Raw genomic sequence first — 24498 nt, 5'->3', positions numbered from 1 at the left:
TTGATGTTCAGCCGCGTCGGCTTCTGGCCGCGCGATGCCTCGTCATCAGGAGCCAAGACCATGAACGTTGTGCAAAAACTCAGTCAGCACATCAAGCAAAAAGGCCTGCGCGCTACCTTTGCCAAAGCGTGGAAGCACTACGTTTTTTCCCATCAGGAACTGTTGTGGATGGAACGCGACCTGGTCAGCCCGGTGCCACCGCACAACCTCAAACCCTACCCGCCGCTGCGGGTGGTGAAGATCACGGCGGACAACGCCAGCGCCTTCGCGCGCTATTTCGGCGACCGCGTCCGCACCATGGCCGAGCTGGCCAACGAAGGTCACACCGGGCACATGCACCTGGATGATCAGGGCGATGCCGTGGCATTTATCTGGGGTACTTCCCGCGATTATTTCGACCGGCACTACTACGGCTGCCTGTTCCCGGTGAAACCCGGCGAGTTCTTCGAATTCGGCGGCGAACTGACCCGTGCCTACTGGGGCAGCGAGCTGTCGGTAGACCTGCAACTGGAACTGTGGAAAGCCATGGCTGCACAAGGCTGCGACAAGGTGGTCGACGTCTGCGAGTTCCACAACATCCCGGCGCTCAAGCTGCACCTGCGCATGGGCTATACCGAGCAGAACCGCATCATGAATGTATACACCCTGTTTGGTCGCTGGCGCTTCTACCGCGAAACCCGCTATAGCGGTTCGCGTCTGGAGGCGCTGCGCAAACCTTCCCGTCCACCCGTAACAGCCACGGCAGCCTGAGCTTATGGTGACGCGATTTGCATGGCGCACTTCCCTGTGCGCCGCCGATTTCCCCGAAGCAGCATATGAAGCGCTGCGCCTGCGGGTGACGGATCACACGCCGTTCAACAACCTTGGTTGGTTGTGTGCGGCCGAGCAGACCCTCGGCGAGGATGAGCGTCTGCACATTCTGCTGGGTTGGGAGGCGGAGGAATTGCGTCTGTGTCTGCCGTTGGTGGCGAGTCGCGAACGCTTTGCCGGCGTGCCGTTTCGGGTGCTGCATCACTTGGGTTATCCGCTGGCCGATCGCCTGGCGCTGTTGTCTCTGCTCGGCAGCGACGACATGCGCGAGGCCTTGCGGTTGATTCGCCAACGTGTGCCCCATGCGCTGCTACAGCTCAATGAATTGTCCGAGCCGGCCGGTGAGGAAAGTGCGCTGACCCAATGGATGGCACGCAGCTCCTCCGGTGAACGGCGCTTGAGTTGTCGCGTGCCGGTGCATCTGATCAGCGAGGCCGATCATCAGGAAGTCTCCGGCGATCCGCGCTACAAGCTGCGCCGGGCACGCAAGCGCATCGCCGCGTGTGGTGCCGAGGTGCGCCGGATCACTCCCGATGCGTTGAGCATGGGGCCGTTATTGCAGACCATCAGCGAAGTCGAAGCGGTGAGCTGGAAAGGCGACGAAGGCGTGGGGATTTTCGCCAGCGAACGCAGCCGCCAGTTGATCGAACGCGCCTTCATCGCCCTCGCCGGCCAAGGCCTGGTGCGGGTGGTGACGCTGGAACTGAACGGCCGCTGCATCAGCTATCGCCTCGGTCTGCTGGAGCAGGGTCGGCTCTACGATTACAACCTCGCGTTCCTGCCGCAGTACGCTGATCTGGGCAGCGGCCGGGTATTGCTGGAGGAATGGATTCGCTGGGGCCTGGACGACAACTGGCGCTGGATCGATGCCTCGCGGGTCAGCCTGGAAAACTCCAGCCATCAATTGCACGAACGCATGACCGGGCAACTGGAGCACTGGCGTTGGAGTTTTTATTCCTGGCGCCCGAGCGGCCTGATCCTCGGTCTAGGCCTGCGCCTGTGGTATCGACTCAAACCGCACGTACAAACGTGGCGGGCACGACGTGCCGAACAAGCCAAACCTGCAGGGAAACCTGTCGCGATCACCACGGAGGGCGAACATGCCTCGCCAAGTCATAGTCAACGCTGACGATTTCGGTCTCAGCCCGAACGAAAACGCGGTGATCTTCGCCGCGTTTCAGGCCGGGGTCATCAGTTCTGCCACAGCGATGGCCAACATGCCGGCGTTTGAAGCAGCGTGTGCCATGGCCCGGCATCCGACCTTGCAAGGCCGGGTTGGCCTGCATTTCAACCTGACCTACGGGCGCCCCTTGAGCCAGGCGATTCTAGCCCGACGCACCTTCTGCGATGACTTCGGCGTGTTCGATCTCAGCCTGCCCCGCCACAGTTTTTCGCTGGGGCGCGAGGACCGTGAAGCGGTGCGCGAAGAGTTGCAGGTGCAGTGGCAGCGTTGCGTCGATCACGGCATGCGCCCCAGCCACATCGATTCGCACCAGCACGTGCACAACATCTGGCCGATTGGCGAAATCGTCGCGCGGTTCGCCGCGCAGCAAGGCGTACCGATTCGACTGGCGCGCAATCTGGGACAGAACCTCAATCTGCCCAAGCGCGTATTCAAGGGTTTGCTCAATTGGCGTTTGCAGCGTCTGGCGGGGGTTACCGCTGACTATGTGTGCACGCCGGTGGACCTGCGCAACGGCAGCGCGCCGACCGACGGCGTGCTGGAAATCGTCGCACATCCAACGCAACTCGGCGCCGGTTTTGGTGACGCCTATCTCAACCCCGACGAGTCCCTGAGCAGCGTACTAGAGCAGCGGCTGAGGGGTATAGCACGGGTTTCATACGCCGATCTGAACAAGGATTTTCTACGCGGTGCCACGGCACTCGATTGACTTACATACCTTGCAATACTTTCCAAGATGGCACTTTGGAATGAGTTTGCTCAGGTGATCTATACCCACAAAAGCACCATCCACAACACCCGGGCTTCGGCCACGGAGGGCAGCATGAGCATCATCGAAAAACTACAAGAACGCATCCGGCAAAAAGGCCTCGGCCGCACTTTCAGCACGTTGTGGAAACGCTACGTGTTCTTCCATTGGGAGCTGCTGTGGATGGAGCGCGACCTGGTCAGCCCGGTACCGCCACACAAGCTGCGTCCTTACGATGGCCTGCGCAAAGCCGACATAACGCCGGAGAACGCCATCGCGTTTTCCAAGCATTTCGGTGACCGCGTGGGGACCATGGCCGAGCTGGCTGCCGAGGGTCACACCGGGCACATGTACCTTGATGCCGACGGGCACGCGGTGGGATTTATCTGGGGCAGTATTCGCGACTATCACGACCGTCACTATTACGGCTGCACCTTCCCGGTGAAGCCCGGTGAATTCTTTGAGTTTGGTGGTGAAATGATTCGTGCGTACTTCGGCAGCAGCCTGTCGGTGGACGTACAGGTGGCGTTGTGGGAAGCGATGGCGGCGCAGGGTTGCAACAAAGTGGTGGACGTTTGTGAGACGCACAATATTCCGGCGCTGAAGCTGCATATCCGCATGGGCTATCACGAACAGGGGCGTGTGATGCATGTGTATTGCCTGTTCGGGCGCTGGAAATTTTTCCGCGAAACGCGCTATGAGGGTTCGCGACTGGAACCGCTGCGTAAGCCGGGGCGGCCGGTGGTGAGTGCGGCGGCGCAGGCTTGAGTCACATCTGAAATGTTTAGCGGCAGTGATGCCGTCATCGCGAGCAGGCTCACTCCTACAGGGGAACGCATTTCAAATGTAGGAGTGAGCCTGCTCGCGATGAGGCCGGTTACCGCACCGATCAATCACGCCTTACTGGCGATCAGGGTAAAACACATCGGCAGCTGCGCTTCCTGATTCAGATACTGGTCATACACCTCTTCCCGATTCGAATGCGCATACTCCTTGAAGTGCGCAATATTCAGTCCCGCCGCAATGGCCGCGCTGAAGATGGCGCCGAGGTTATGCACAAACCAATACGACTTCGCCGCCTGCTGTTCAACCTTGCCGACGTAGACAATCGGCTCTTCCTGCACAAACGGCTCGGCGCGGAAATAGGAACTGGCAAGGCGATACGGATCCTCAGCATCCGGATCGACCATTTCCAGAAACGGATGGGTTTCGTAGATCAGCAGTTTGCCACCCGGTTTAAGGGTCGAAGCGACATGGTGGAAGAACTCGCCGATGTCCGGCATCCAGTTCAAAACACCAATGGTGATCAGCGCCACATCAAAGCGGTTCTGCAACGATGCCGGCAGATGATGGACATCGCTTTCGATGAACTCGGCGTTGTGCGGTGAACGCTTGTTCAGCTCACGCGCCTGTTCGAGAAACGCCGCCGACTGATCGACACCGACCACGCTTCTGGCACCGAGCGCAAACAGGGAGAGACTCTCGCGGCCATTGTTGCAGCCCAGTTGAATCACATCTTTGCCGTCAACCTCCAGCAACCCGCTCAAGGTCTCATCAAGGCAGGAAAAATCCGCCTGCGCGACTTCGCCGAGTAAAGCCTGCCAGTCAGGCGAATCCTGGTGATGGCGGGCGGAATCGTTCCACGCCTGTCGATTGCTCTCGATGGCGGTTTTGTTGTTGGGCACTTCCATGGCGCACTCCGTACGATGCTCGTGATTGAGCGGATCCGAGTCTAGATCAGCCTGCCAATTGCGGTTGTTGCAAACTTGTAAGCCCCTCCTACAGGGATCCGATGTGGATGGGGTGTTGGGGGCGTGGGCAGCTATAGTTAATAGCCTTGGGGAAAACCGCACTCGCAGGTGCCGCCATGCTAATGCTCGATCGGCTGTTGTTGACCGGCTGTCTGCTCGCTGCCACTCAGGCGCAAGCGCTGGACAGCAATTTCAATTATTACGGGCCCAACCAGCCCTTCGCCCACCCTGCGCCGTATTCGCTGGGTTCCACGCCGCCCAAGCCTTACGACGATACGGCGCCGCAGGATTTTGTAGTGCTTCCGGGTGACCATGAATTCTACGATTCGCAACTGCCGACGGTGGCCGATGCGACGGTGCGGGTGTTTATCCGCACGTACGATGCCGAGCGCGGGATTTATGTGAACGATGAGGTGCTGGATCCTGGTTGTGTGCTGGAGTGTTTGAGTCGGCAGCAGCATTGATCCGGGTTGCTCACAACATCTGCTGCACCATCGATCCCTTGTAGGAGTGAGCCTGCTCGCGATAGCGGTGTGTCAGTCGACCTGTTTATTGGCTGACACACCGCTATCGCGAGCAGGCTCACTCCTACAGGGGAAATGCGGTGTGCCTGGGCTACCACTGCCGTTTATCCGGCCGGGCGAGGCCGAGTTTTTCGATGCGGTAGCGCAGCATGTCGCGGCTCAGGCCCAGCAGGCGCGCGGATTTGGTGACGTTCCAGTCGGTCTTGTCGAGCATCTTGCGCACCATGTCGCGCTCGACTTCCGGCAGGTTCATCGACTCCATATTGCTCGCCGGACGCGGTTCGTAGGGCGACACAGGTTCGTGGTGTTGATGCTGATGCTGCGGCGGCAACTCGTCACACAGGCTCATGCACACGTTCAATTGATGCGCGGCAATCGTGTCGCTCGGCGCCAGCAACACCGTCTGTTCGAGCATATTGCGCAGTTCGCGCACGTTGCCCGGCCAGGTGTAACTGAGCAGCAGCTCCTCGGCCTGCTGGCTGAAATGCAGGTTCGGTTTGCCATAGCGTTTGCCGTGACTGGCAAGGAAGTGCCGCGCCAGCAGCAAGATATCTTCACCCCGCGCATACAGGCGCGGCACCTTGATCGAAATAATCCGTAGACGGAAAAACAGATCGCGGCGGAATTTGCCCTGCTGGACCATCTGCTCAAGGTTGCAGTTGGTCGCACTAATCACCCGCAGATTGACCTTGCGCTCCTTCACCGAGCCGACGCGGCGAATGGTGCGATCCTCCAGCAACTTCAAGATCTTCGCCTGCAACAGCAGGTCCATCTCACCAATCTCATCGAGAAACAGCGTGCCGCCGTCCGCCGCTTCCACCAGTCCGACCCGGCGATCCTTGGCATCGGTGAATGCACCCTTCTCATGCCCGAACAGCTCCGACTCGACCAGATTCGACGGGATCGACGCGCAGTTGAATTCAATGAACGGGCCTTTGCTGCGCGGGCCGTCGAAGTGCAGCGCGCGGGCCACCAACTCTTTACCGGTGCCGGTCTCGCCTTCGACCAAGACCGGTGGCAGATCGGTGTTGGCCATGCGCCGCTCGGCATCGAGCAACTGGCCGATGGTGTTTTTCAGATATTGCATCGGTGCCGAGTCGCCAATCAGCGCCTGCACCCCGGATTTCTGCGCCTCGCGCTCCTGATAGAACGACAGCGTGCGCTCCATCCGTTCAGTCGCCAGCGCCTTGTCGAGCAGCAGTTTGAGTTCCTGCAACGCGACCGGTTTGGTGACGTAATGAAAGGCGCCCTCCTTCATCGCCACCACGGCATCTTCGACGTTGCCGTAACCGGTCATCATGATCACTTTCAGATCCGGCGCGCTGATGCGCAGCTTCTGGATCAGGTCGTGACCGCTCATGCCCGGCAGCGAGTTGTCGGTCAGCACGATGTCAGGCATGAAGCTGCCCAATTGCTCCAGCGCGTCTTCAGCCGAATGGCAGACCGTCACCTCGAAGTCCTTGCGCTCCAGGTAGGTCTGAATATTTTCGGCCAGCAGTTCGTCATCCTCGACCAGCAGAATGCTGTGTTCCATATTCCCCTCCCGATGCCACTTTGAAGTTGAGACTGACGCGGGTTCCTTCCTGCTCTTTGCTGGTCAGGACGACCGAGCCCTGAAACCGCTCCATGATTCTTTTGACCAACGCCAGGCCAACCCCGAGGCCGCCCTGTTTGGTGGTGAAAAACGGTTTGAACACCAACAGTTGCTGCTGCGCGCTCATGCCCTTGCCGGTGTCGATCACCGTCACGCGCACGCTGTCCGGCTGCGGCGACTCGAATTCGACGCTGAGCACGCCGCCCTTGGGCATGGCTTCGAGGGCGTTGGCAAACAGGCTATTGAGTATTTGCGTGAGCAGCACCTTTTGACTGACGACCGGTGCGCAGTTTTGCGGACTGAATCGCACTTCGACGTTGCTGCGTTTGATCAACGCTTCGAAGGCGCCAAAGGTGTCTTCGACCGCCATGACCAGATCCACCGCCTCGCCGTCGTCATTCATCGGCCGCAGCGACACCAGCAGTTCGCGCACCCAGCGCGACATGCGATCGACCTGGCTGATGATGTCGCCAATGTTGCGCTGCGCACCGGGGCTGGCGACTTCCTGGGCCAGTTCGGCGCTGGAGCGAATGGTCGCCAGTGGATTGCGCAAACTGTGCGCCACCGCCGAGGACATCTCGCCGAGGGCGACGAAGGTTTCGTTGCTGATCAGCTGTTGCTGCTGGCTCTGCAGCAATTTCGCCGCGCGGCGGACGATCCAGAACAAGGCTAGAAAGATCGCCGCACCGCCGAAGCAAGTCGCCGCCCAGATCGAGGCAAATCCACGGTCTATACGATCGACCAGATCCGCCGGCTCCTTGTAGACCTCGACCATGGCGACGACTTTACTTTTGTCGGCGTTGAACATCGGGATGTAGTTCTCGATGAACAGGTATTTCGGTTCGCGCAACATTTGCTGCTCGGGTTTTTCATCGTCGATCTTGTGGTAGCTGGAGGACACCGGCACTTTCATCTCGAACGACTCGTCGAGCTCATCGTCATCCTTGATGTGCACGCCGATAAGCTCAGCGTTGGTCGACCAGATCACCGTGCGGTCCAACGCGTACACCGTGGCCAGGAGAATGTCTGGCAGGTGTTCGACGTGATCGAGAAATTCGGTGCGCGCCGACAGCTGTAATGCCGGATCAACATCGGGATAGTGGTTGTCCTGGCGCGGGTCGAGCATTTCGCCCATCGTCCGGTTCGGATTGATTTTGGCGTGGCGCATTTCCGCCGCCCCAATGGCCTGAACGAATTGCGCGGTCAGCAGGGCATCGCGCTCGACGCTTTCGGTGACGACGAAGCGCGTGGAGATGTAACCGAGACCTAGCGCCACCGCCGCGATGATGAAAAAACTCGCGAGCGAGAACCAGCGCAGCAGATTGAACTGCTCGCGCCAGCCCTTGCCTGCGACCGATGCGTTCGGTGCAGAGTTTTTTTGTGCTTCCAGTCGCTGCATGGGAGTGCCCTGGAGTTTTATATCGCGCCGCTTATAGCCATCAGTGTAGGTGGCTCTGACCGCGACACACGGTTCAATGATGCTATTTCGCCGCTACCGCATCTGACTTACCGTCGTTGCTGGATCGCCCGGTTTTACTGGCGTCAAAGCACCGTCGGTCAAGGCTTTGGTAGCCGGTTGCTGACGCTCGGTTTCATCGCTGAGGAAGTCGATGATCGACTGCGCAGATGCCTCGTCGAGGCGCAGGTTGGGCATTGGGATTCGCTCGAATTGTTCGTAGAGTTGCAGGGCAATCGGGTCTTTTTCCGCGAGCAGGCGGTCCGGTTCGCGAATCCAGCGATTCAGCCACTTGGGATCGCGGTTGCGGGTCACGCCGATCAGGTCCGGGCCGATGCTGCGCATGCCAATGCCTTGGCCATCCTGCGGGCCGAGGCTATGGCACGAGGCACAGCGAGTGCGGAACAGTTCTTCGCCATTGCTCGGCGGACGAATGTCCGGAGCGTTGGCGTAGCTTTCTTCGATGCTCGGCTGTTTCCAGTTCTGCAAGGTGTTGGCCAGTTGGTCGGCGAGAATCCATGGGTTCTCGAACGGCGAGGCTTTCATCCAGCGCCCGGTGCTCTGGTTACCGACGATCAGGCTGAGGTTGTGATCCTTGGTGCGGCCGTTGTCGACGCCGTCGATAAACAGCCCGAGCTTTTTGCGCAGATCGGTGACGTCTTCGAACTCGCCGGTGAGAAACTTCCAGCCGGGGCCGACCTTGAAACGTTGCGCGTAAGCCTTGAGCACTTGGGGGGTATCGCTGAGCGGGTCGATGCTGATCGAGTAGAAAAAGATGTCTTGCCCGACCCGATCACCGAGCAGTTTCTGCACCTGACGCAGGCGTGCGGTTTCCAGTGGGCAAGAGTCGCTGCACGAGGTGAAGATGAAGTTGATCACCACCACTTTGTTCTTGATCAGGTCATTGAAGAAGTGCACCTGCCGACCGTCCTGATCGGTCAGCAGGGTGTTGGGGAAATAGTCGCCACCCCACGGGGTGGCGGATTCGTTCGCCGCTGGTGGCTCGCCGACACTGGCCTGGTGTGCCAGCAGCACACGGCTGGCGAGCACGCAGACCACCAGCATCAGCACCAGGTGCATGCCCAGCGCCCGGGAACGCGGGGTATGCACAGGTTGGCTGTCACCGTGGCGGCGGTTCATGGCTTGACCACCACTTGTGGGCCCATACCGTCACCGTTGCGGAAGGTTGGCAGCGCGGCGGAGTTGACGTAGCGCACACCGTCCCAGCTCGGCAGAGGCGTTGGCATCAATTGCAGTTGGCCGGGCTTCTCAAGGTCCCAACGCAGCAGCATCGAGTTGTCCTCATGCTGAGTGTTGTGACAGTGCTCCATGTACGTCCCGGCAAACTCGCGGAAGTTGATCGCCATCTCGACGCTGTCCAGCCCGTCGTTTTCCGAACCGATGCGATAGACGTCCTTGCGCGCCCATTTTTCCCATTCTGGCGGTGCCTTGCCGCCGCGACTGAGGATGATCCCCTCTTCGAAGTGCACGTGCACCGGATGGCTCCAGCCCTTGCCGCCGGCCTTGATGTTCCACACTTCGAGGGTGCCGAACCCGGTGATACCGGCATCGGTCGGACCGCTGGACAGCTGAGTCGAAGCATTCAAGCGACGCGGGTCCATGTGGAAGCCGAAACCGCCATCGGTCTTGACTGTCCACGGTGCTTCATCGGTGCCGTCGGAACGGCCGAAAGTGAAGGTACGGTGGCGAGCCTTGGCCAGCACGGCTTTGTCGGCGGCGTTGTCGCGATGGAGCTTCAGCGGAATCATAACCAGCCCTTCAGCCTTGCCGGGTTTCGCCGGTTCATACGCTGCCGGGTTCATCGCCAGATCCTGGCCGGTGTAGGCCTTGACGTTGAGCTGCAGAAACTTGCCGACCACCGGATCGCCCTTGTCCCACTGCGGACCTTTGCTGGTCTGCTTGATCACCGGCAGGTATTTCTCCGAGAGCACCTCAGCCAGCGAGATCACGTCTTTCGGGCCTTTGCCGTCGTCGTGGGATTGCAGGTTGACGAAGAACAGCTTGTCGCCGGGCTTGATGCCGTTTTTCGAGAAGTTGACGATGATGTCGAAGCGCTCGGCGATGCCCTGGGTCGGCAGAATCGCGTTGTGGTTCTGTTTATCGCCATCGGCGTCCAGATCCATCGAGCCGTCGAACGGCACGCTGTGTTCCATGATGTTGCCGTCGTTGGCGATCATGTGGAACGGCACACGGCTGTACGTCAGGCCGGAATTTTTCGGCCCCTGGAACTCGCCGCCGCTACCTTTGATTTCCCGCACCAGCGCCAGTTTGAAGTAGCGCGACACCGAGCCGTTGAGGATGCGGAAACGATAGCTGCGTGCGCGCACATCGAGGGTCGGTTTCCACTGCCAGTTGACCAGCATCTGATCGCCGATAAAGCCATCGGTGTTGAACGGGTTGAACCACAATTGGCCTTCCTGATCCCAGGCCTTGTCGGCCAGCACCAGGTTGACGTCGTAGTCGCGGTTGCCCCACGGCAAGGCGCTGCCGCTAGGCAGACGCAGGTTGACCCCGTCGTTCACCGATTCGTTGCCGCGATCCAGCGCGCTGTAGTAGTTCATCATCGCCGCGTTGCCCTTGTAGACGTTCTGCGCGGTGAAATCGAGCATGTGGTCGTGGAACCAGTGGGTGCTCATGGTCTCGCGCCAGTCGCCGCGGATCTTGATGGTGCCGTTGTCACAGGTCTTCTTCGCCGGTGCCATGTCGTTGACCCACAGGGTTTCGCCCGGGGCGCAAGGGAACGCTGCGCGGGGGTCTTCGGCCTTGGTGTTGATGCTGTCGTAACCGGCGAGCTGGATCGGCCAGCGATAGTCGTAGAACTGCCCGGGGAAGAAAAACGCGTTGGCATAGCCGTCGCTTTCCGCTGGCGCATGGCCGTTGTGCTCGTGGGTGCTGATGGTGTGCAGACCGAAACCACGGTTTGCCGACGGATCGATCGGCAAGCCGTTGTAGTGGCGCATCATCAGCGGTTGGCCATAGCGCACCATCAACAGTTTCGGCGGCAGCGTGCCGTCGAAGGTCCACACCGAGTTGTGGTTCTGCACCGGCATGTTCGGGTGGAAACGCGCATCGACGCCTTTGGCCGTGCCATCGGTCGCCGGTACGCCCGCGACGTTGTGGTACAGACCACCGGGGCCGAATTCGCCCATGGTGTAGCCATGCATTTGGCGACTGTCGCGCAGGCCTCCGTTGAGGCGCGCACCGGTCTGCACGGTTTTGTAGGCTGCTTGCGGGTAGAACTCGTTCCAGCGTTGGTGCGCCCAGCCTTTTCCTGGCGGCCGCCCTTCAGCAGAGGAGCCGATATGGCGGTTGAGGAACACTTCGATCTGCGCCTGCCACGGGTTGCGGTCGACGATATTGGAGAACTGGCTCGGGAAAGGAGTCAGTCCCGGCTGGCGCAGGAACGCATCGAGGGCAGTGCCGGGTGGCGCACTGCGGGCAATGTTGTTCGGGTCTTGGGCCGGTGCCGGGCCAATCGCTGCCGGCGGAAATGGCAGCGGCGCGGCGGGGGTGCTCGGGTCGAGTTTTTCCGGGCCGAACTCTTCGAACAGGGTCAACTGCTGGGTAAACGGCTGCGCGCCATAGAGCGGGCTCGGCTTGCCGTTGGTGGGGTAGTTGAAACTGGTCTGCACGGTCGGCGGCAGAATGTTTTCCGTGCGGGTCGAGGCGCGGGTGCCTTTGACGCCGTCGGGCAAGTCGAAGGAATCTTCGTTGGCCTCGGGCAGGGTCAGGATGTTGTTGAGCGCCCCGGCGCGGTCGGCCGGTTCGTCGTAGTACGCCGACGGGTCGGAATTTTCTGGCTGTCGCTCGTCATCGATGGGACTGGCGCGGACGCCGACCATGGTGCCGAGGGTCAACATCAGAAAGACGCTCAACGGCGTCAGCAGGAAGGTATTGCTTGGGTCACGCGTTGTTTTGTCCATCACCAGCCGCCTCATCAAGGAAGGGGTGATGGTGTTTTGCAACTACTGCGCCAATAAATTATTTCCAGTTGTTACAGGGACTTGAGGGCGCTGTGGGTTTCCCCACTCCCCGGTGACCGGGGCTTGACACCCACTGATGGGGGAAGTTCATAAAATTTTTGAAGTAATGAAAAACTCCTACAGGGGAATGGTTCAGGGGACGAGTTGGAAGGCCAGGCGCACGGTGGTGCCCTCGCCTTCGCGGCTGTCGAGGGTCACGCCGCCGCCGAAGCGCTCCATGATGCGTTTGACCAGGACCAGACCAACACCCAGGCCGCCAGACTTGGTGGTGAAAAACGGGCGGAAGGCCATGGTGCGTTGCTCTTCATTCATGCCTTTACCGGTGTCGCTGAGCACCACGCATACGCCACGGTCGTCGCTCGACTCCAGGCTCACGGTCAGCGTGCCGCCCTTGTCCATCGCTTCCAGAGCATTGGCCAGCAGGCTATTGAGGATCTGCGTCAACTGCACCGGTTGGCTGAGCACCATCGGCGTATTTTGCGGATGAAACACCACCTGCACGCCGGCCTTGGCGATCTGCTGCTCAAATGCGACGAGGCTTTCGTGCAACGCCGCAACGAGGTTCACTGGCTCCGGATCATCGTTGAGCGGACGCAGCGATTGCAGCAGTTCGCGCACCCATTTCGACATGCGATCGACCTGACCGATGATGTCCTTGATGTTCTTCTCGGCCGGGCCGGCATCGAACTCCAGTGCCAGCTCGGCACTGGAGCGGATGGTCGCCAGCGGGTTGCGCAAACTGTGCGCCACCGCTGAAGACATCTCCCCCAGCGCGACAAAGGTTTCATTGGCGATCAGTTGTTTTTGCTGGGCCGCAAGCAGGATCGCCGCGCGCCGCACGATCCAGTACAGGCCCAGATAGATCAGTCCGCCCCCAAGCGCGGTGGCCAGCCAGATCAGGGTCAAGCCACGCTCCATGCGCGCAATCAGGTCTTTCGGCTCCTTGTAGATCTCGACCATCGCCGTGACGTTCTTGCCCTCGGCGTCGAACAGTGGGATGTAGTTTTCGATGAAGATGTAATCCGGCGGTGTGACGAACTTCTGCTCCTCACGCTCCTTGTCGACATCGTGATAACTGGCGGAGACGGGGATTTTTTCGTTGAAGGCGCGATCAAGGTCTTCGTCGGCATGAATGCTGGTGCCGATGAGTGCGGGATTGGTTGACCAGATTACCTGGCGGTCCGGCGCATAAATGTTGGCCAGAATAACGTCCGGCAAGTGTTCGATGTGATCGAGAAACTCGCCCCGGGCATCGGCCCGGGCTTGCGGGTTGACGTCGGGAAAATCCTTGTCCTGACGCGGGTCGAGCAACTCGCCCATGGTCCGCACGTTGGGAATGGAAACGTGGCGCACCTCGGCCGAGGCGATGGCCTGGATGAACTGCGCGGTGAGCAAGGCATCGCGTTGCACGCTTTCCTCGATCACGAACCGCGTCGACACCGCCCCAAGGGCCACGGCAACGGTGCCGATCACCGCCATGCTGATCAGCGAAAACCAGCGCAGCAGGTTGAACGGCTGCTTGCGCGAGCTCAAGCGCAGATTGCCCTCCTCGACCGGTAGCGACTTTGACTGCATGTTCATGGCGGCGACTTCTCTATACGTCCCTATAGGGTTATAGCCCACGGGTGGGGGTTTGCCCGGTTGCGGGGCAATCGCCCCGGTTGAGTTGATCCCACAGACACCGCTAATCCCTTGTAGGAGTGAGCCTGCTCGCGATCGCGGTGGGTCAGCTGAGATTTTTGGTACAGGGAGACCGTTATCGCGAGCAGGCTCACTCCTACAGGGGGGTTGTGTACGGCGGGCAATGATGGTCATCCCCACCGTCCCCGATTCTGGGGAATGACGCCCTTTCCCCAGCTATCCCATCCAGCGCTTTCCAATCGCAAAAGCCCTCTATCCCGGCCCTCTCCCGTCCACTCACCACACCTTGGCATGGAAGGTGTACAGGCCCTGTGCAACTGACCCATCCCCAAGGGGCAGGTACTTCGATAGAGGGATTAACTCATGCACCCTTTACTGTCCAAAACCGCGACCGTCCTGGTCGTGAGCGCCTTGGCCCAAGGCATTGCCCAGGCCGCTTTGTTTGCTGTTGATCCGGGCCCGTACACGCCGGCCAACGGTGGTTTCGCCAGTTGGTATCAGGACTCCCACGGTCGCACCCTGGATCTGTGCCTGTCCAAAGCGCTCAGCTCCCGAGTACCCAGCGCCCCCGGCGCACCGTCGTATATGTGCTCGCTGCTGCCGACCCCCGGCGTGTTCGATGACACCCAACCGATTGTCTTCCCGACAAACTTTCCCGACGAAGCGTTCTGGTTCACCGGCGAAACGGCCCTCGTCGACGCCGCGCGGGGGATTGATCTGGGCTACGTCAGCGCCATCGAAGCCGCATTCGCCGCTGAAGAACCGGTCGAGGGCGATCAAGTCAGCTTCGCCCGAATCCGTATTCGCGTCGACGTGCCCACCGCCGGCACCTATGTCATCACCCACCCGTATGGCGTCGACGTGTTCAACATCGATACCCCCGGGCGGCGCGCGATCAACATGACTCGCGACATTGGTATCGGCACGCCGAAAACCTATGACGGCGCGCTCAAGGGTGACATCGGACCGTTCCTGCGCAGTGTCAACGGCCCGTACACCGAGACCAACCCGCTGACCGGTGCCGCCGAACAATTCGTTGGCGACCCGAACCTCAACGAGGCAGTCACCGGCAGCCCGTTCAACACCAACTACGTGCGCATCGAAGGCCCTAACGGCCTCGATCTGCGGACGAACGTGTTCGCCGTTTCGGGCAAGTTGTCGACAGTGGTCCGGCCTACGCCAATGATCACCCAGCGCAGCACCTACTCACGCAAAGCCGGCGACAGCGCACCGGTGGCGCAGCAAGACGTGTTCGTCCTCGCTCCGCCAGCTCCGGGTACGGCAGCCGTCACCAGCAGCACTCCCGTGCTGAACATGACCGAAGCCAACAGCACCGGCAGCTGGTACGCGCAGTCCTCGGTCAACCCGACCCTGCCGACCACCTTGCAGGTGACCGCCGACAACCACCTGGCCATCGCCAGCAGCACGCCGACCACCTTGCCCATGACCCTCACCGATCTGGTGGTGATCCAGAGCGCGCAATACAGCCTCAGCTCCGGACAACTGACCGTGGTCGCCTCGACCAGTGACGAAACCTCGCCGCCGGTACTCACCGCCACCTCCGGCAGCGGCGCCGCCATCGGTGCGCTCGGTGGCGACGGCGCAGTGAAAACCCTGGCCACCGGGATCTCGCCGATTCCACCGGCCAAGGTTCGGGTGACGTCGTCCAACGGCGGCAGCGATACCGAAGAAGTGGTCATCGTGCAATGAACGCTCACATGCCCAGATCCGCATCAGGAGGCATCATGAACAAGTGGCCACGCTTTGCGCTCAACGCGCTCGGGCTCGCTCTCTCGCTGACCGGCAGTGCCTATGCGCAACTCGCCGCCGTCGACCCCGGCCCCTACACCTTCGCCACCGGGAAATTCCCGATGTGGTATCAGGACAACAATCTGCTGTCGATGGAACTGTGCCAGTCGCGTGCTGCCAGTTCGCGCGTTGCCGCGACCACGCCGCCGGCCTACATGTGCATTTTGCTGGCTGAGCCGGGTATCTACGACGACGCCCAGCCGATGATTTTCCCGGACAACTGGCCGCCGGAAGCCTTCTGGTTCCTGGCCGAAACCACGATTGCCGACAACGCTGCCGGTTATGGTGTGGACGCTTATGTCGCCGGGATCGAAGCGGCATTCGCCTCGGAAAATCCGGTCGATGGAGATCAGCAAAGCTTTGCGCGGATTCGCATCCGGGTGAACGTACCCGTTGCCGGCACCTATACGATCACTCACCCGTATGGCGTCGAGACGGTCAATGTCACCGCACCCGGGCGCCGCGCGATCAACATCACCCGCGACATTGGCATCGGCGCACCGGGCAATTTCACCGGTGCCGTCAATGGCGCTATCGGACCGTTCCTGCGCAGCGTCAACGGCCCGTACACCGAAGTGAACCCCGATACAGGCGCCACGGAAACTTTCGTCGGTGACCCGAACCTCAACGAAGCGGTGACCGGCAGCCCGTTCAACACCAACTTCCTGCGTATCACCGGGCCGGCCGGGACGATCCAGTCAAGCGTGTTCAGCCTGTCCGGCAAAGTGCTCGACAACCGTCAGCAGACGCAGGTGGAAATCGACCGCGCCACCTATCGCCGCACCGCCGCTGGCGTGCGTGCCGAAGTGTTTGCCAAGGCCAGTAACAGCTCGACCCTGTGCTTCCGCGAAACCGTGGCGCTGCTGCCCGGCCCACCGCCAACGCCGTGCCAGACCAGTCTGTTGGGTGACAACAATGGTCTGTTCTTCGGCCACCGACTGGGCACTGGCGCGGTACCTCCGGTCGTCGTCGTGACCGCCACCAACCCTGCCGGCACCACGCGTCCGACGGCCGTGTCAGCCAAGCTCACCGACGTGGTGAAAGTGCAGACTGCCCGTTACAACTGGGCCAACCATAGCTTGCTGATCGAGGCCACCTCGAGCGATGAAGTGGCGATCCCCGACATGGTTGCCCAGGGCTACGGACGTCTGTCGAAAACCGGCACCCTGCAGCGCATCACCGTCGCCGACCTGACCCAGCCACCGGCCACCGTGACGGTGAAATCTGCCGCTGGCGGTGGTGACACTGAAGCGGTCGTCGTGGTCGGCAGCGCCCCGGACACTGGTGAAAACCAGGCGCCAATCACCAACGCCGACAGCGGCAGCACCAGCTTCGGTGTGCCGATCACCCTCAGTCTGTTGACCAACGACAGCGATCCTGATGGTGACAATCCGCTGGGCATCACCGCGTTGACTCAACCGGCCACCGGTCAAGGCACCGTAGCCCTCAACGGCACCACATCGGTGGTCTACACCCCGCCAGCCGTGGTCAACGCGCCACTGACCACCACCTTCACCTACAAAGCGCAGGACGCCAAAGGCCTGGCCTCGGCCAACCCGGCCACCGTAACTATCACCGTCGCGCCAAACCAGGCACCGACCGCCGTCGCCGACAGCGTCGCCACTTTGGGCGTAGCAATCCCGATCAACGTGCTGGCCAATGACACCGATCCGGAGGGCAACGTGCCACTGGCCGTCAACAGCCTGACCCAACCGGCCGCCGGCCGAGGCACGGTTAGCAGCAACGGGACGGTGATCACCTACACCCCACCGGCCACCGTGACCACGGCGTTCACCACGACCTTCACCTACATCGCCCGGGACGCCTTCGGTGCCCTGTCGACGCCGGCCACGGTCACGGTGCAAGTGTCGCCACGGCCAGCGGCGGAAACGTTCGCCGTCACCGCTTCCACGGTGCAGGCACGCTCCGGTGGTCGCTTCAACTGGGACTTCACCGGCACCTCGTCAGTGACCACCGGCAACACCATCACCGTGCAGGTCACCACCCCTTCCGGGCTGGTCACCCTTGGCACCACCACGGTGCCATTGACCGGACGCTGGCGGCTGACGCTGAACAACACGCTGGTAGTGCCATCGGCCAACCCGACCGCGACGATCCGCTCGTCCCAGGGCACCGTGCGCACGGTCTCGGTGACCACGCTGTAAGCCTGCCCCCCAGCCACTTTCGGGTGGCTGGGGCCGACTGCAAACCGGTTAACGCCTGACAGGAAGTGAGCCATGAACACGCCGACCGCCGCCCTGCTTTGTCTGCTTCTGTTGTGCAGCAGTGCGGGCGTGCGCGCCGACGACCTGATGGAAAACGACGACCTGGCCCCAACCAGCAGCGACCTCGGCGAACTGCCCCCAGCGGTGGGTCAGCAAGCCCTGATCGACCAGCTCGGCCAGGCCAACGTCGCCCTGCTGCAACAGAACGGTCAGTCGCTGCTCGGGCAGATCGTGCAGTCGGGCAGCAATCAGGAAGCGTACATCCTGCAACAGGGCAGCGACCTGATGGCGCTGATCAACCAGAACGGTTCCGGCAACGCCGCCTCGATCACGCAAAACGGCAGCCATAACCGCGCGCAGATTTCGCAAAACGGCAACAACAACGACGCCAGCATCGAGCAGGCCGGCGCGGGGCTGCAAAGCGCCGTGACCCAGTCGGGCAACGGCATGAGCGTTTCGGTCAAGCAATATCGCTAAGCACTGCCAATCATCGGAGAGTTCATCATGTTCAAACTGACGCCCCTCACCGCCGCCATCCTGGTCATGATCAGTGCCCAGGCCATGGCCGACGACAGCCTGTCCAACCAAAGCCAGGTCGGCACCGCCAACATCGCCGACGTGAAACAGACCCAGGCGCCGTTCAGCACGGCCACCCAGACTCAACTGGGCCAAGGCAACGACGCCGCCGCCGTGCAAGACCACGCCAGCAGCGTGATCACCCAGGACGCGGTCGGCGACTACAACGCCGGATACGCCGAACAGCTTTACGAAGACAACGCCACCATCACCCAGCAACAGGTCGGCGCCTTCAACACCGCTCACGCCAGTCAGTCGCTGGGCTTCGGCTCACCGAACAGCGCGCTGCAACAGCAGCAAGGTACCGGCAACTTCTCGTTCATCTATCAGGATTCGCAGAACGGCAGCGAAGGCAAAACCTTCCAGTTCGGCGACAGCAACGAAGCCAACATCGAGCAACTCTATGAAGGCACCGGCAACAGCGCCGTGATCACCCAGTACGGCACCGCCAACTACGGCACCGCCGAACAAGTGCTGCACAACGGCGGCCAGATCGGCATCAACCAGGCCGGCGAAGGCAACTACGCCTACGGCGACCAGCGCAACGGCACTGGCGGCAACATCACCATCAACCAGTTTGGCAACCTCAACGGCACGGAAATCTGGCAGGACGCGCAACTGGCCAGCCAAGCCACCGTCAACCAATACGGCGACAGCAACGAAACCGTGGTCGACCAAAGCTTCGGCGAAAACAACAGCGCCGCCGTCACCCAGGTCGGCAACACCAACGCCATCTACGCCGACCAGTTCGAATCGGTCAACTCGACACTGGCGCTGTATCAGGTGGGTAACGGCAACGTGCACTTCACCTATCAGAACGGCGACAGCCACGTGCTCAACGCCACGTCCGTGGGCAACGACAACAAGGTCTACGCCAGCAACTGGAAAGGCCCGCAGTCGGGCGGCCAGTTCGGCAGCGGCCAGCGTGCGACGGTTACTCAGGCGGGGAATGGCAACGTTGCCAGTTTCACTCAGGATGGCGTCGGGCAGGTGATGACCACGCATCAGACCGGGACGGGCAACAAGACCACGGTCAGTCAGGCGGAGTCGTATAACGAGCTGTATTTTGATCAGAATGGTAGCGACAACATTTTGATCTCGGATCAGCGCGGCACGGGCAACCTGGTGCAGGGTTCTTCGAATGGCACCGGCAACAGTGCTGAGTTTGATCAGTCGGGAACGGGGAACCAGGCGTATACCGCGCAACTGTATGGCAGTGACAACATGATCACGGTGAAACAAGCGGATACGATGAACGTGGCGTATGTGACCCAGGGGGGTACCGGGAACATTGCCAATGTGGATCAGAGTGGGATTACGCAGACGGCGAATATTCAGCAGTTCGGGTCGGCTAACCAGGCGACGGTGTTGCAGCAGTAGGGGTTGGGTGTTGATGGGCCGCGATTCTCTGGTGAGGGGGGTCGCGGTTTTTTTTGGCCCTATGGAACTGCCGAAGGCTGCGATCTTTTGACCTTGATTCTAAAAATTAAAGTCAAACTATCGCAGACTTCGGCAGCGCCTATAGAACTGGTCAATCTGGCATCGAGCGAATAATGTCGGCCAGATCATCCTTGGTTATTTCATTAGATTTAATAGCGGCGGCAATGTCTTTTTTGGAAAGGGGGAAACGCTTGAAAATTTCTTTCAACGTATCTGCATCAACATCAGACAACCAAAGGGGATCAACAAGTGAGCCTTGATATTTTGGCTCCATTGGAACCTCATCACCAACAATGGGACCATGGTGATTAAAATAAACCATGTACCGACTAAATCCTTCCGAGAAGCTTTTGTCATAGTAAACAGTAGCCCCCATAGGCAGCACATAGTAATTTTCATCACCGTTCTGCCCACCAATCAACATAGGCTCTCTAGTCTTAATCATTTTCATGCCTTGGGTTCTCGAAAAACCATTAAACATGACAAACATCAGCACTGCGATATTCACAAACACTGAAACAACCAACAAAACGGCAACCAACTTACTTTTCATATACGTTTTTCTTGTCATAGTGCGCTTCCGTGTTTCCTTCAATCATTGCCTGAAAATCCGCAGGCATGAAAATACCATTTGATCGTTCCCACGCTCTGCATGGGAATGCCTCTCGGGACGCTCCGCGTTCCAACTCGCAAATTTGACGCAGAGCGTCAAGGGCTGCATTCCCACGCAGAGCGTGGGAACGATCAATCAGCCATCCTTCAACTCGACGTGATCCAGCGCTTGATTCACCGCCAGTTCGCCCAGCATGACGACTTGAGCGATGCCCAGTGCGGTTTTGCGCTGAGAGGTTTCCAGGGAGGCGGCGAAGTTGATGAGCATTTCGCTGGCCGAGCCAAGGGTTTCGCTGGCGTTGGCCAGGAGCGATTCGGTGTTGTACCTGGGATTGGCGAGGTACATGGGTTCCGGCTCGTTGGCGCTGGACATGATGTGGGCGGTGGGGTTGAGGTAGAAATCGAGGGCGCGGTCGGCGGCTTCGTGGAGTTTTTTGCTGTCGACTGAGGCGTAGGGGGATGTGGTGTTGGTGTCTGGTTCTGGGGGGTTGGGTGTTGGTTTTTTCATGGTGATTCTCTCTCATTGATAGTTGCAGCTGGCCCATTCGACTTCCAGGAAAAATGGGTGGCAGCTGTACGCAGGCTGGAAATCCGGGAGAGAGCAACCCGGCAGACACGAATGTCTCCCGCGCACAACCGCCATAACAGAGTGCACACAATGAAAGTGCGCAAGCATACGTTATGAAAGGCGTATCTGCTCTCTCGTGTCTTCGGGTTTCCATGCCCGGTCGCTGAATTGGCAGCGACGAACACAGGCTAGAGACCGGACGTCCGACGGACAACCTGAAAACCTTGTGGGAAGGTTCCGCTGATTCAGACATTTCTTTAAACACACTTCAGATCGCAGCCCTCACCCTAACCCTCTCCCGGAGGGAGAGGGGACTGACCGAGGTGTTTGGTAGATATACGCCGACGTGAAATACCGAGCTGAATTCAGGTTTTGAAGCGTTGAAGCAAGAGCCCCTCACCCTAGCCCTCTCCCAGAGGGAGAGGGGACTGACCGAGTGGTTTGGTAGAGATACGCCGACGTGCGATACCGCGTTGAACTCAGATTTTGAAAGGCCCAAAAATCGGCTCCCTCTCCCTCGGGAGAGGGCTGGGGTGAGGGGCGAATCCACCACAAATCCAAAGCCGACCACGCTGTGCTCCTCACCACTCAATAGGCCGAGTGTCAGCTCGCCTGCTCTTGATCTTGATCCACGGGCGACGTCGGAAGGCTGAGTGGAGGGATTGATCCGGGCGTGGGAGCGCAGCGACCGTTTGGCGCAGCCAAACACAGCGGGAGTAGGTGCAGCGAAGCAAACCGGAGACGCTGCGCCCGGATCGATCCCGCAGCGAAGGAACCCCGAGCCCCAGCGAGCGGGCCGCACGTAGGAGCAAGCCTTTTGGGTTACCTTTTCGGCGTTTGGAAAAGGTGACCCGCCGTAAGGGCGGAACCCTAAGCAGCCATTACCGCAGCAACGGATATGCACCCAGTCAACCAGAACTCACCGCCCAACCAGAACCTGGTCGGCCCGAAGGCCGCCACGTTCACTCCGCCTCCGGATCCACCTTGTTCTGGCTCAAATACCGATTCAAAACATCATCCTGCCCAGGCACAGAAGCGTCCCCCGCCACCTGCCACAACCGCCGCTCAATCCCCTGCGCCACCATATGCCCCACCGCCGCCTCAATCGCCGACAGAACACAAAGCTGCGCCGGCTCATTCGTGGTGTAGCCAACCTCAGCCTCAAGCAACTTCTTGAACTCGATAAACTTGAAAATCCCGGCACTGCGCGCCACCGAATAAATCGTCTTGCTGGTCATCACATTCGCCAACACCTGCCCGCTACGAACATCCACCGCACGTAAATTCACGGTCACCTGATCCACCCGATACTCACGCTGCAGATCAATCCCCAGATACCGCGCCCCTTCCCCACCGCTACGCACATTCGTGTCATAGGCGATGATCCCGCCCTCAAGCATCATGTTCGCCGCCTGCAACGGCGGCAGCTCGCCCTGAATATTCACCGGCGTATTCGGCTTCTTCTGCGACGCGCGAATGATCTTGCGCTCGGTCAACAGGTTCTGCAGCCCTTCCCGTTCCAGCACGACAAACCAGCCACTGGCCTGCATCGCGTCCATCAACATCGACGCCGCGCCCTGGGTCACGCTGGTGGAAAACGAACTCGCCGGCGTCGGTTTGTACTGCCCGGTCTGGTCACGGAAGCCGTACACCACCGCCATCAACCGGCCCTTGGGCCGCGGCATCTTCAGCAAGTCGTAATAAGTCGAGGCCCTGGGGGTCAGGGTCGGGGTTTCGGTGTCCTGCTCGGCCGACATCGGCTCGCGCAGACTGCACCCTTGTAATGTCGCCAACAGCAGCCCTAACGCGATGATCTTTTTCATGTCCGTTCTCCCCGGAACCGTCAGCCCGTCACGGGTTGAGGCCGTTCACCTGAATTTCCGAAACCTCACCGGTCGCTCGATCGGTCACTTCAATGCTCAGTGCCCCGGAGTCGTCGATGACGTTGACGATAAAAGAGTCGGTGGACAGGCTCCCCGTGTTGCCAGTGGAGATGTTGTCCAGCAACTGCCCTAGCAGCCGCGATTGCAATTGACTGGTGAAGCGCTCCAGTGCCGAAGTACCGGCCACCGCCGAACGGCTCTGGATGTCCGGGTCATCGTGATCGTTTTGCGCCTGAGCGTTGTTGAGCAGCCAGGTGCCGTTGAGCGGGTTGCCGCCGAACGACGGGTTGACCGGCGTGTAGACCAGTTCAGTGGCCTGGACAGCCGCGGCGCTGGCGAGCCCGATCAACAACCCCGAGATCCAGAATCCGCTGCGCCGTGAGAACGTTGTGCTGTTCATAGTTCGTCCTTCTCAAGGTCGGTGGTGTCCTGCAACAGAGCCTCCAGCTTGCGCTGGACAACCTGGCGTCGAACCCAGTCGGCGGCCGCGTAGGCCTCGTCCTTCAGTTCCACGGTGTTCGGCGGCAGGAAGCGCCGATAAACCAGGCGTTGCTGATATTCCACGGTCACCAGGCTGCCCCAGCGCGCGTCGGGCCGCTCGCGCACCACCAGGTTGAAATCCATCCGGCTGGTGTCGCGCAGGCGTTCACTGAACGAGTAGTAAAAGTCGTGGCCGATGTGCGAGATCGTGTCGTCGACGATGAAGCCCATCATTTCGTCTTCTTCACCGGCCTGAGCGCAGCACGCCGCCACGGTGAGCATCAGCGCGCACCACCACTGACGAGTCATGGCTGCAACGCCTGCGGCAGATTCGACTGGCTTTTGGCCGGGCCATTGGTGCCGTCGAGGAAGGCTTTTTCGGCGACGAACTGCCAGTCCGAATAACGCTGCATGCCTTCGAAATCCGACCACTGCGTCGGGAAGTCCGCTTGCTTCAAAGGAAGCTCGGTCGAAGGACTGTTAAGGCCGGTGATGCGTCCATCGAAGCCACGTTGTAGTGCCCATTCGCCCTGACCGATCGGGTCCGGATAGAGCTGACGCAAATGATGCTTGGCCTCGGGAAAACGCTGATCTTCAAGCAGATCCACCAACTCTTTCGGGTACTGCGCCAGCCCCGGCGAACTGCGGTAGTAGCTGCGCAGCGCCTGTGCGTACTGAGTGCCAACCCAGAGCAACTGGCGTTCACGGTCACGACGTGAAGCGGTCGACCACAACTCGCCGGCACTGGCCAGGCCCATGCCCATCACCACGATCAGGAACAGCACGCCCAGGTAAGTGAAACCACCCTGCTGCGCGCGGTTACCACTCGGAATACTGGCTGCCATCACGCGCCCTCCCGGTAGCACCGCTTTTTATGTCGGCCACACCACCGGCAACGCCGTCCGGTGGCGCGATCAGCACCCACTGGTCTTTGCGTTCGGTGATCGGGTCGAGTGGCGCGTTGCGCAGGTAACGTTGTTCGATCAGTTGCTCGATGGAATCCGGATAGCGCCCGGTGTCGCCGTAGAAGTGATCCAGCGCCTCGCGCATCGCCGACAGACTCTGGCGCAGGGTGGTTTCCTTCGACGCTTCGAGGCTGTTGAAGTAGCGCGGCAGCGCGATGGTCATCAGCGTGGCGATGATCGCCATCACCACCATCAGCTCCAGCAAGGTAAAACCTTTTTCCCGGCGCAT

22 protein-coding genes are annotated in these 24498 nt (G+C 60.3%); 9 read left to right on the top strand and 13 right to left on the bottom strand.

Annotation, left to right across the window (positions count from 1 at the left end):
- Positions 1-60: 60 nt before the first annotated feature.
- From U6037_RS10385 to U6037_RS10370, 4 genes are all read left to right on the top strand, one after another.
- On the top strand, positions 61-750 hold the full coding sequence (locus U6037_RS10385) for an N-acetyltransferase (RefSeq protein ID WP_322847302.1): 690 nt from the start codon (positions 61-63) through the stop codon (positions 748-750).
- A gap of 4 nt (positions 751-754) precedes the next feature.
- Entirely contained in the window at positions 755-1939 is a 1185-nt protein-coding gene (locus U6037_RS10380) for a GNAT family N-acetyltransferase (RefSeq protein WP_322846662.1), read from the top strand.
- The gene (locus U6037_RS10375; RefSeq protein WP_322846661.1) at positions 1911-2702 is read left to right on the top strand and encodes a ChbG/HpnK family deacetylase; all 792 of its coding nucleotides are present in this window, start codon (positions 1911-1913) and stop codon (positions 2700-2702) included. Before U6037_RS10380 ends, U6037_RS10375 begins: the two co-directional genes overlap by 29 nt.
- A 114-nt stretch (positions 2703-2816) precedes the next feature.
- Positions 2817-3509 (top strand): N-acetyltransferase, encoded by a 693-nt coding sequence (locus tag U6037_RS10370; RefSeq protein ID WP_322846660.1) that lies wholly within the window; start codon positions 2817-2819, stop codon positions 3507-3509.
- 125 nt (positions 3510-3634) lie between these two features.
- Here the strand turns inward: U6037_RS10370 and U6037_RS10365 are convergent, their stop codons facing one another.
- A complete protein-coding gene (locus U6037_RS10365) occupies positions 3635-4432 on the bottom strand; it encodes a class I SAM-dependent methyltransferase (RefSeq protein ID WP_322846659.1) in 798 nt (265 codons plus the stop codon).
- A gap of 176 nt (positions 4433-4608) precedes the next feature.
- Between U6037_RS10365 and U6037_RS10360 the strand changes: the two genes are divergently transcribed.
- Positions 4609-4956 (top strand): hypothetical protein, encoded by a 348-nt coding sequence (locus U6037_RS10360; RefSeq protein ID WP_322846658.1) that lies wholly within the window; start codon positions 4609-4611, stop codon positions 4954-4956.
- A gap of 151 nt (positions 4957-5107) precedes the next feature.
- Here the strand turns inward: U6037_RS10360 and U6037_RS10355 are convergent, their stop codons facing one another.
- From U6037_RS10355 to U6037_RS10335, 5 genes are all read right to left on the bottom strand, one after another.
- Positions 5108-6550, bottom strand: coding sequence for a sigma-54 dependent transcriptional regulator (locus U6037_RS10355; RefSeq protein WP_322846657.1), 1443 nt, complete (start codon positions 6548-6550; stop codon positions 5108-5110).
- The gene (locus U6037_RS10350; RefSeq protein WP_322846656.1) at positions 6519-8009 is read right to left on the bottom strand and encodes a HAMP domain-containing sensor histidine kinase; all 1491 of its coding nucleotides are present in this window, start codon (positions 8007-8009) and stop codon (positions 6519-6521) included. Before U6037_RS10350 ends, U6037_RS10355 begins: the two co-directional genes overlap by 32 nt.
- A gap of 93 nt (positions 8010-8102) precedes the next feature.
- Positions 8103-9206, bottom strand: a complete 1104-nt coding sequence (locus U6037_RS10345; protein ID WP_322846655.1) for an SCO family protein — start codon at positions 9204-9206, stop codon at positions 8103-8105.
- Entirely contained in the window at positions 9203-12010 is a 2808-nt protein-coding gene (locus U6037_RS10340; RefSeq protein ID WP_322846654.1) for a multicopper oxidase domain-containing protein, read from the bottom strand. The genes U6037_RS10345 and U6037_RS10340 overlap by 4 nt, the downstream gene beginning before the upstream one ends.
- Before the next feature lie 192 nt (positions 12011-12202).
- Complete coding sequence (locus U6037_RS10335) at positions 12203-13651, bottom strand: ATP-binding protein (RefSeq protein ID WP_322846653.1); 1449 nt, start codon at positions 13649-13651, stop codon at positions 12203-12205.
- Positions 13652-14074: 423 nt separating this feature from the next.
- Between U6037_RS10335 and U6037_RS10330 the strand changes: the two genes are divergently transcribed.
- The 4 genes from U6037_RS10330 to U6037_RS10315 all read left to right on the top strand — a co-directional run bounded on the left by U6037_RS10330 (position 14075) and on the right by U6037_RS10315 (position 19701).
- The gene (locus tag U6037_RS10330; RefSeq protein WP_322846652.1) at positions 14075-15421 is read left to right on the top strand and encodes a hypothetical protein; all 1347 of its coding nucleotides are present in this window, start codon (positions 14075-14077) and stop codon (positions 15419-15421) included.
- A 35-nt stretch (positions 15422-15456) separates the two neighbouring features.
- Entirely contained in the window at positions 15457-17685 is a 2229-nt protein-coding gene (locus U6037_RS10325; RefSeq protein WP_322846651.1) for an Ig-like domain-containing protein, read from the top strand.
- 72 nt (positions 17686-17757) lie between these two features.
- Positions 17758-18222: a curlin gene (locus tag U6037_RS10320; protein ID WP_322846650.1), complete on the top strand. Its 465-nt coding sequence runs from the start codon at positions 17758-17760 to the stop codon at positions 18220-18222.
- A gap of 27 nt (positions 18223-18249) precedes the next feature.
- Positions 18250-19701: a curlin gene (locus U6037_RS10315; protein ID WP_322846649.1), complete on the top strand. Its 1452-nt coding sequence runs from the start codon at positions 18250-18252 to the stop codon at positions 19699-19701.
- Between the two features lie 151 nt (positions 19702-19852).
- Here the strand turns inward: U6037_RS10315 and U6037_RS10310 are convergent, their stop codons facing one another.
- From U6037_RS10310 to U6037_RS10280, 7 genes are all read right to left on the bottom strand, one after another.
- Positions 19853-20314 (bottom strand): hypothetical protein, encoded by a 462-nt coding sequence (locus U6037_RS10310; protein WP_322846648.1) that lies wholly within the window; start codon positions 20312-20314, stop codon positions 19853-19855.
- 195 nt (positions 20315-20509) lie between these two features.
- The gene (locus tag U6037_RS10305; RefSeq protein ID WP_123463223.1) at positions 20510-20881 is read right to left on the bottom strand and encodes a DUF6124 family protein; all 372 of its coding nucleotides are present in this window, start codon (positions 20879-20881) and stop codon (positions 20510-20512) included.
- 1022 nt (positions 20882-21903) lie between these two features.
- Positions 21904-22764, bottom strand: a complete 861-nt coding sequence (locus tag U6037_RS10300; RefSeq protein WP_007919403.1) for a CsgG/HfaB family protein — start codon at positions 22762-22764, stop codon at positions 21904-21906.
- A 28-nt stretch (positions 22765-22792) separates the two neighbouring features.
- Positions 22793-23224, bottom strand: coding sequence for a curli assembly protein CsgF (locus tag U6037_RS10295; RefSeq protein ID WP_095047567.1), 432 nt, complete (start codon positions 23222-23224; stop codon positions 22793-22795).
- A complete protein-coding gene (gene csgE, locus U6037_RS10290; RefSeq protein WP_322846647.1) occupies positions 23221-23613 on the bottom strand; it encodes a curli production assembly/transport protein CsgE in 393 nt (130 codons plus the stop codon). Before csgE ends, U6037_RS10295 begins: the two co-directional genes overlap by 4 nt.
- Positions 23610-24149, bottom strand: a complete 540-nt coding sequence (locus tag U6037_RS10285; protein ID WP_322846646.1) for a type II secretion system protein — start codon at positions 24147-24149, stop codon at positions 23610-23612. Before U6037_RS10285 ends, csgE begins: the two co-directional genes overlap by 4 nt.
- A complete protein-coding gene (locus U6037_RS10280) occupies positions 24124-24498 on the bottom strand; it encodes a type II secretion system protein (protein ID WP_007919395.1) in 375 nt (124 codons plus the stop codon). Before U6037_RS10280 ends, U6037_RS10285 begins: the two co-directional genes overlap by 26 nt.

This window comes from Pseudomonas sp. B33.4, assembly GCF_034555375.1.
Classification (GTDB): Bacteria; Pseudomonadota; Gammaproteobacteria; order Pseudomonadales; family Pseudomonadaceae; genus Aquipseudomonas.
Note: the sequence above shows the minus strand (reverse complement) of the source record. Positions and strands in the feature narration are given on the sequence as shown.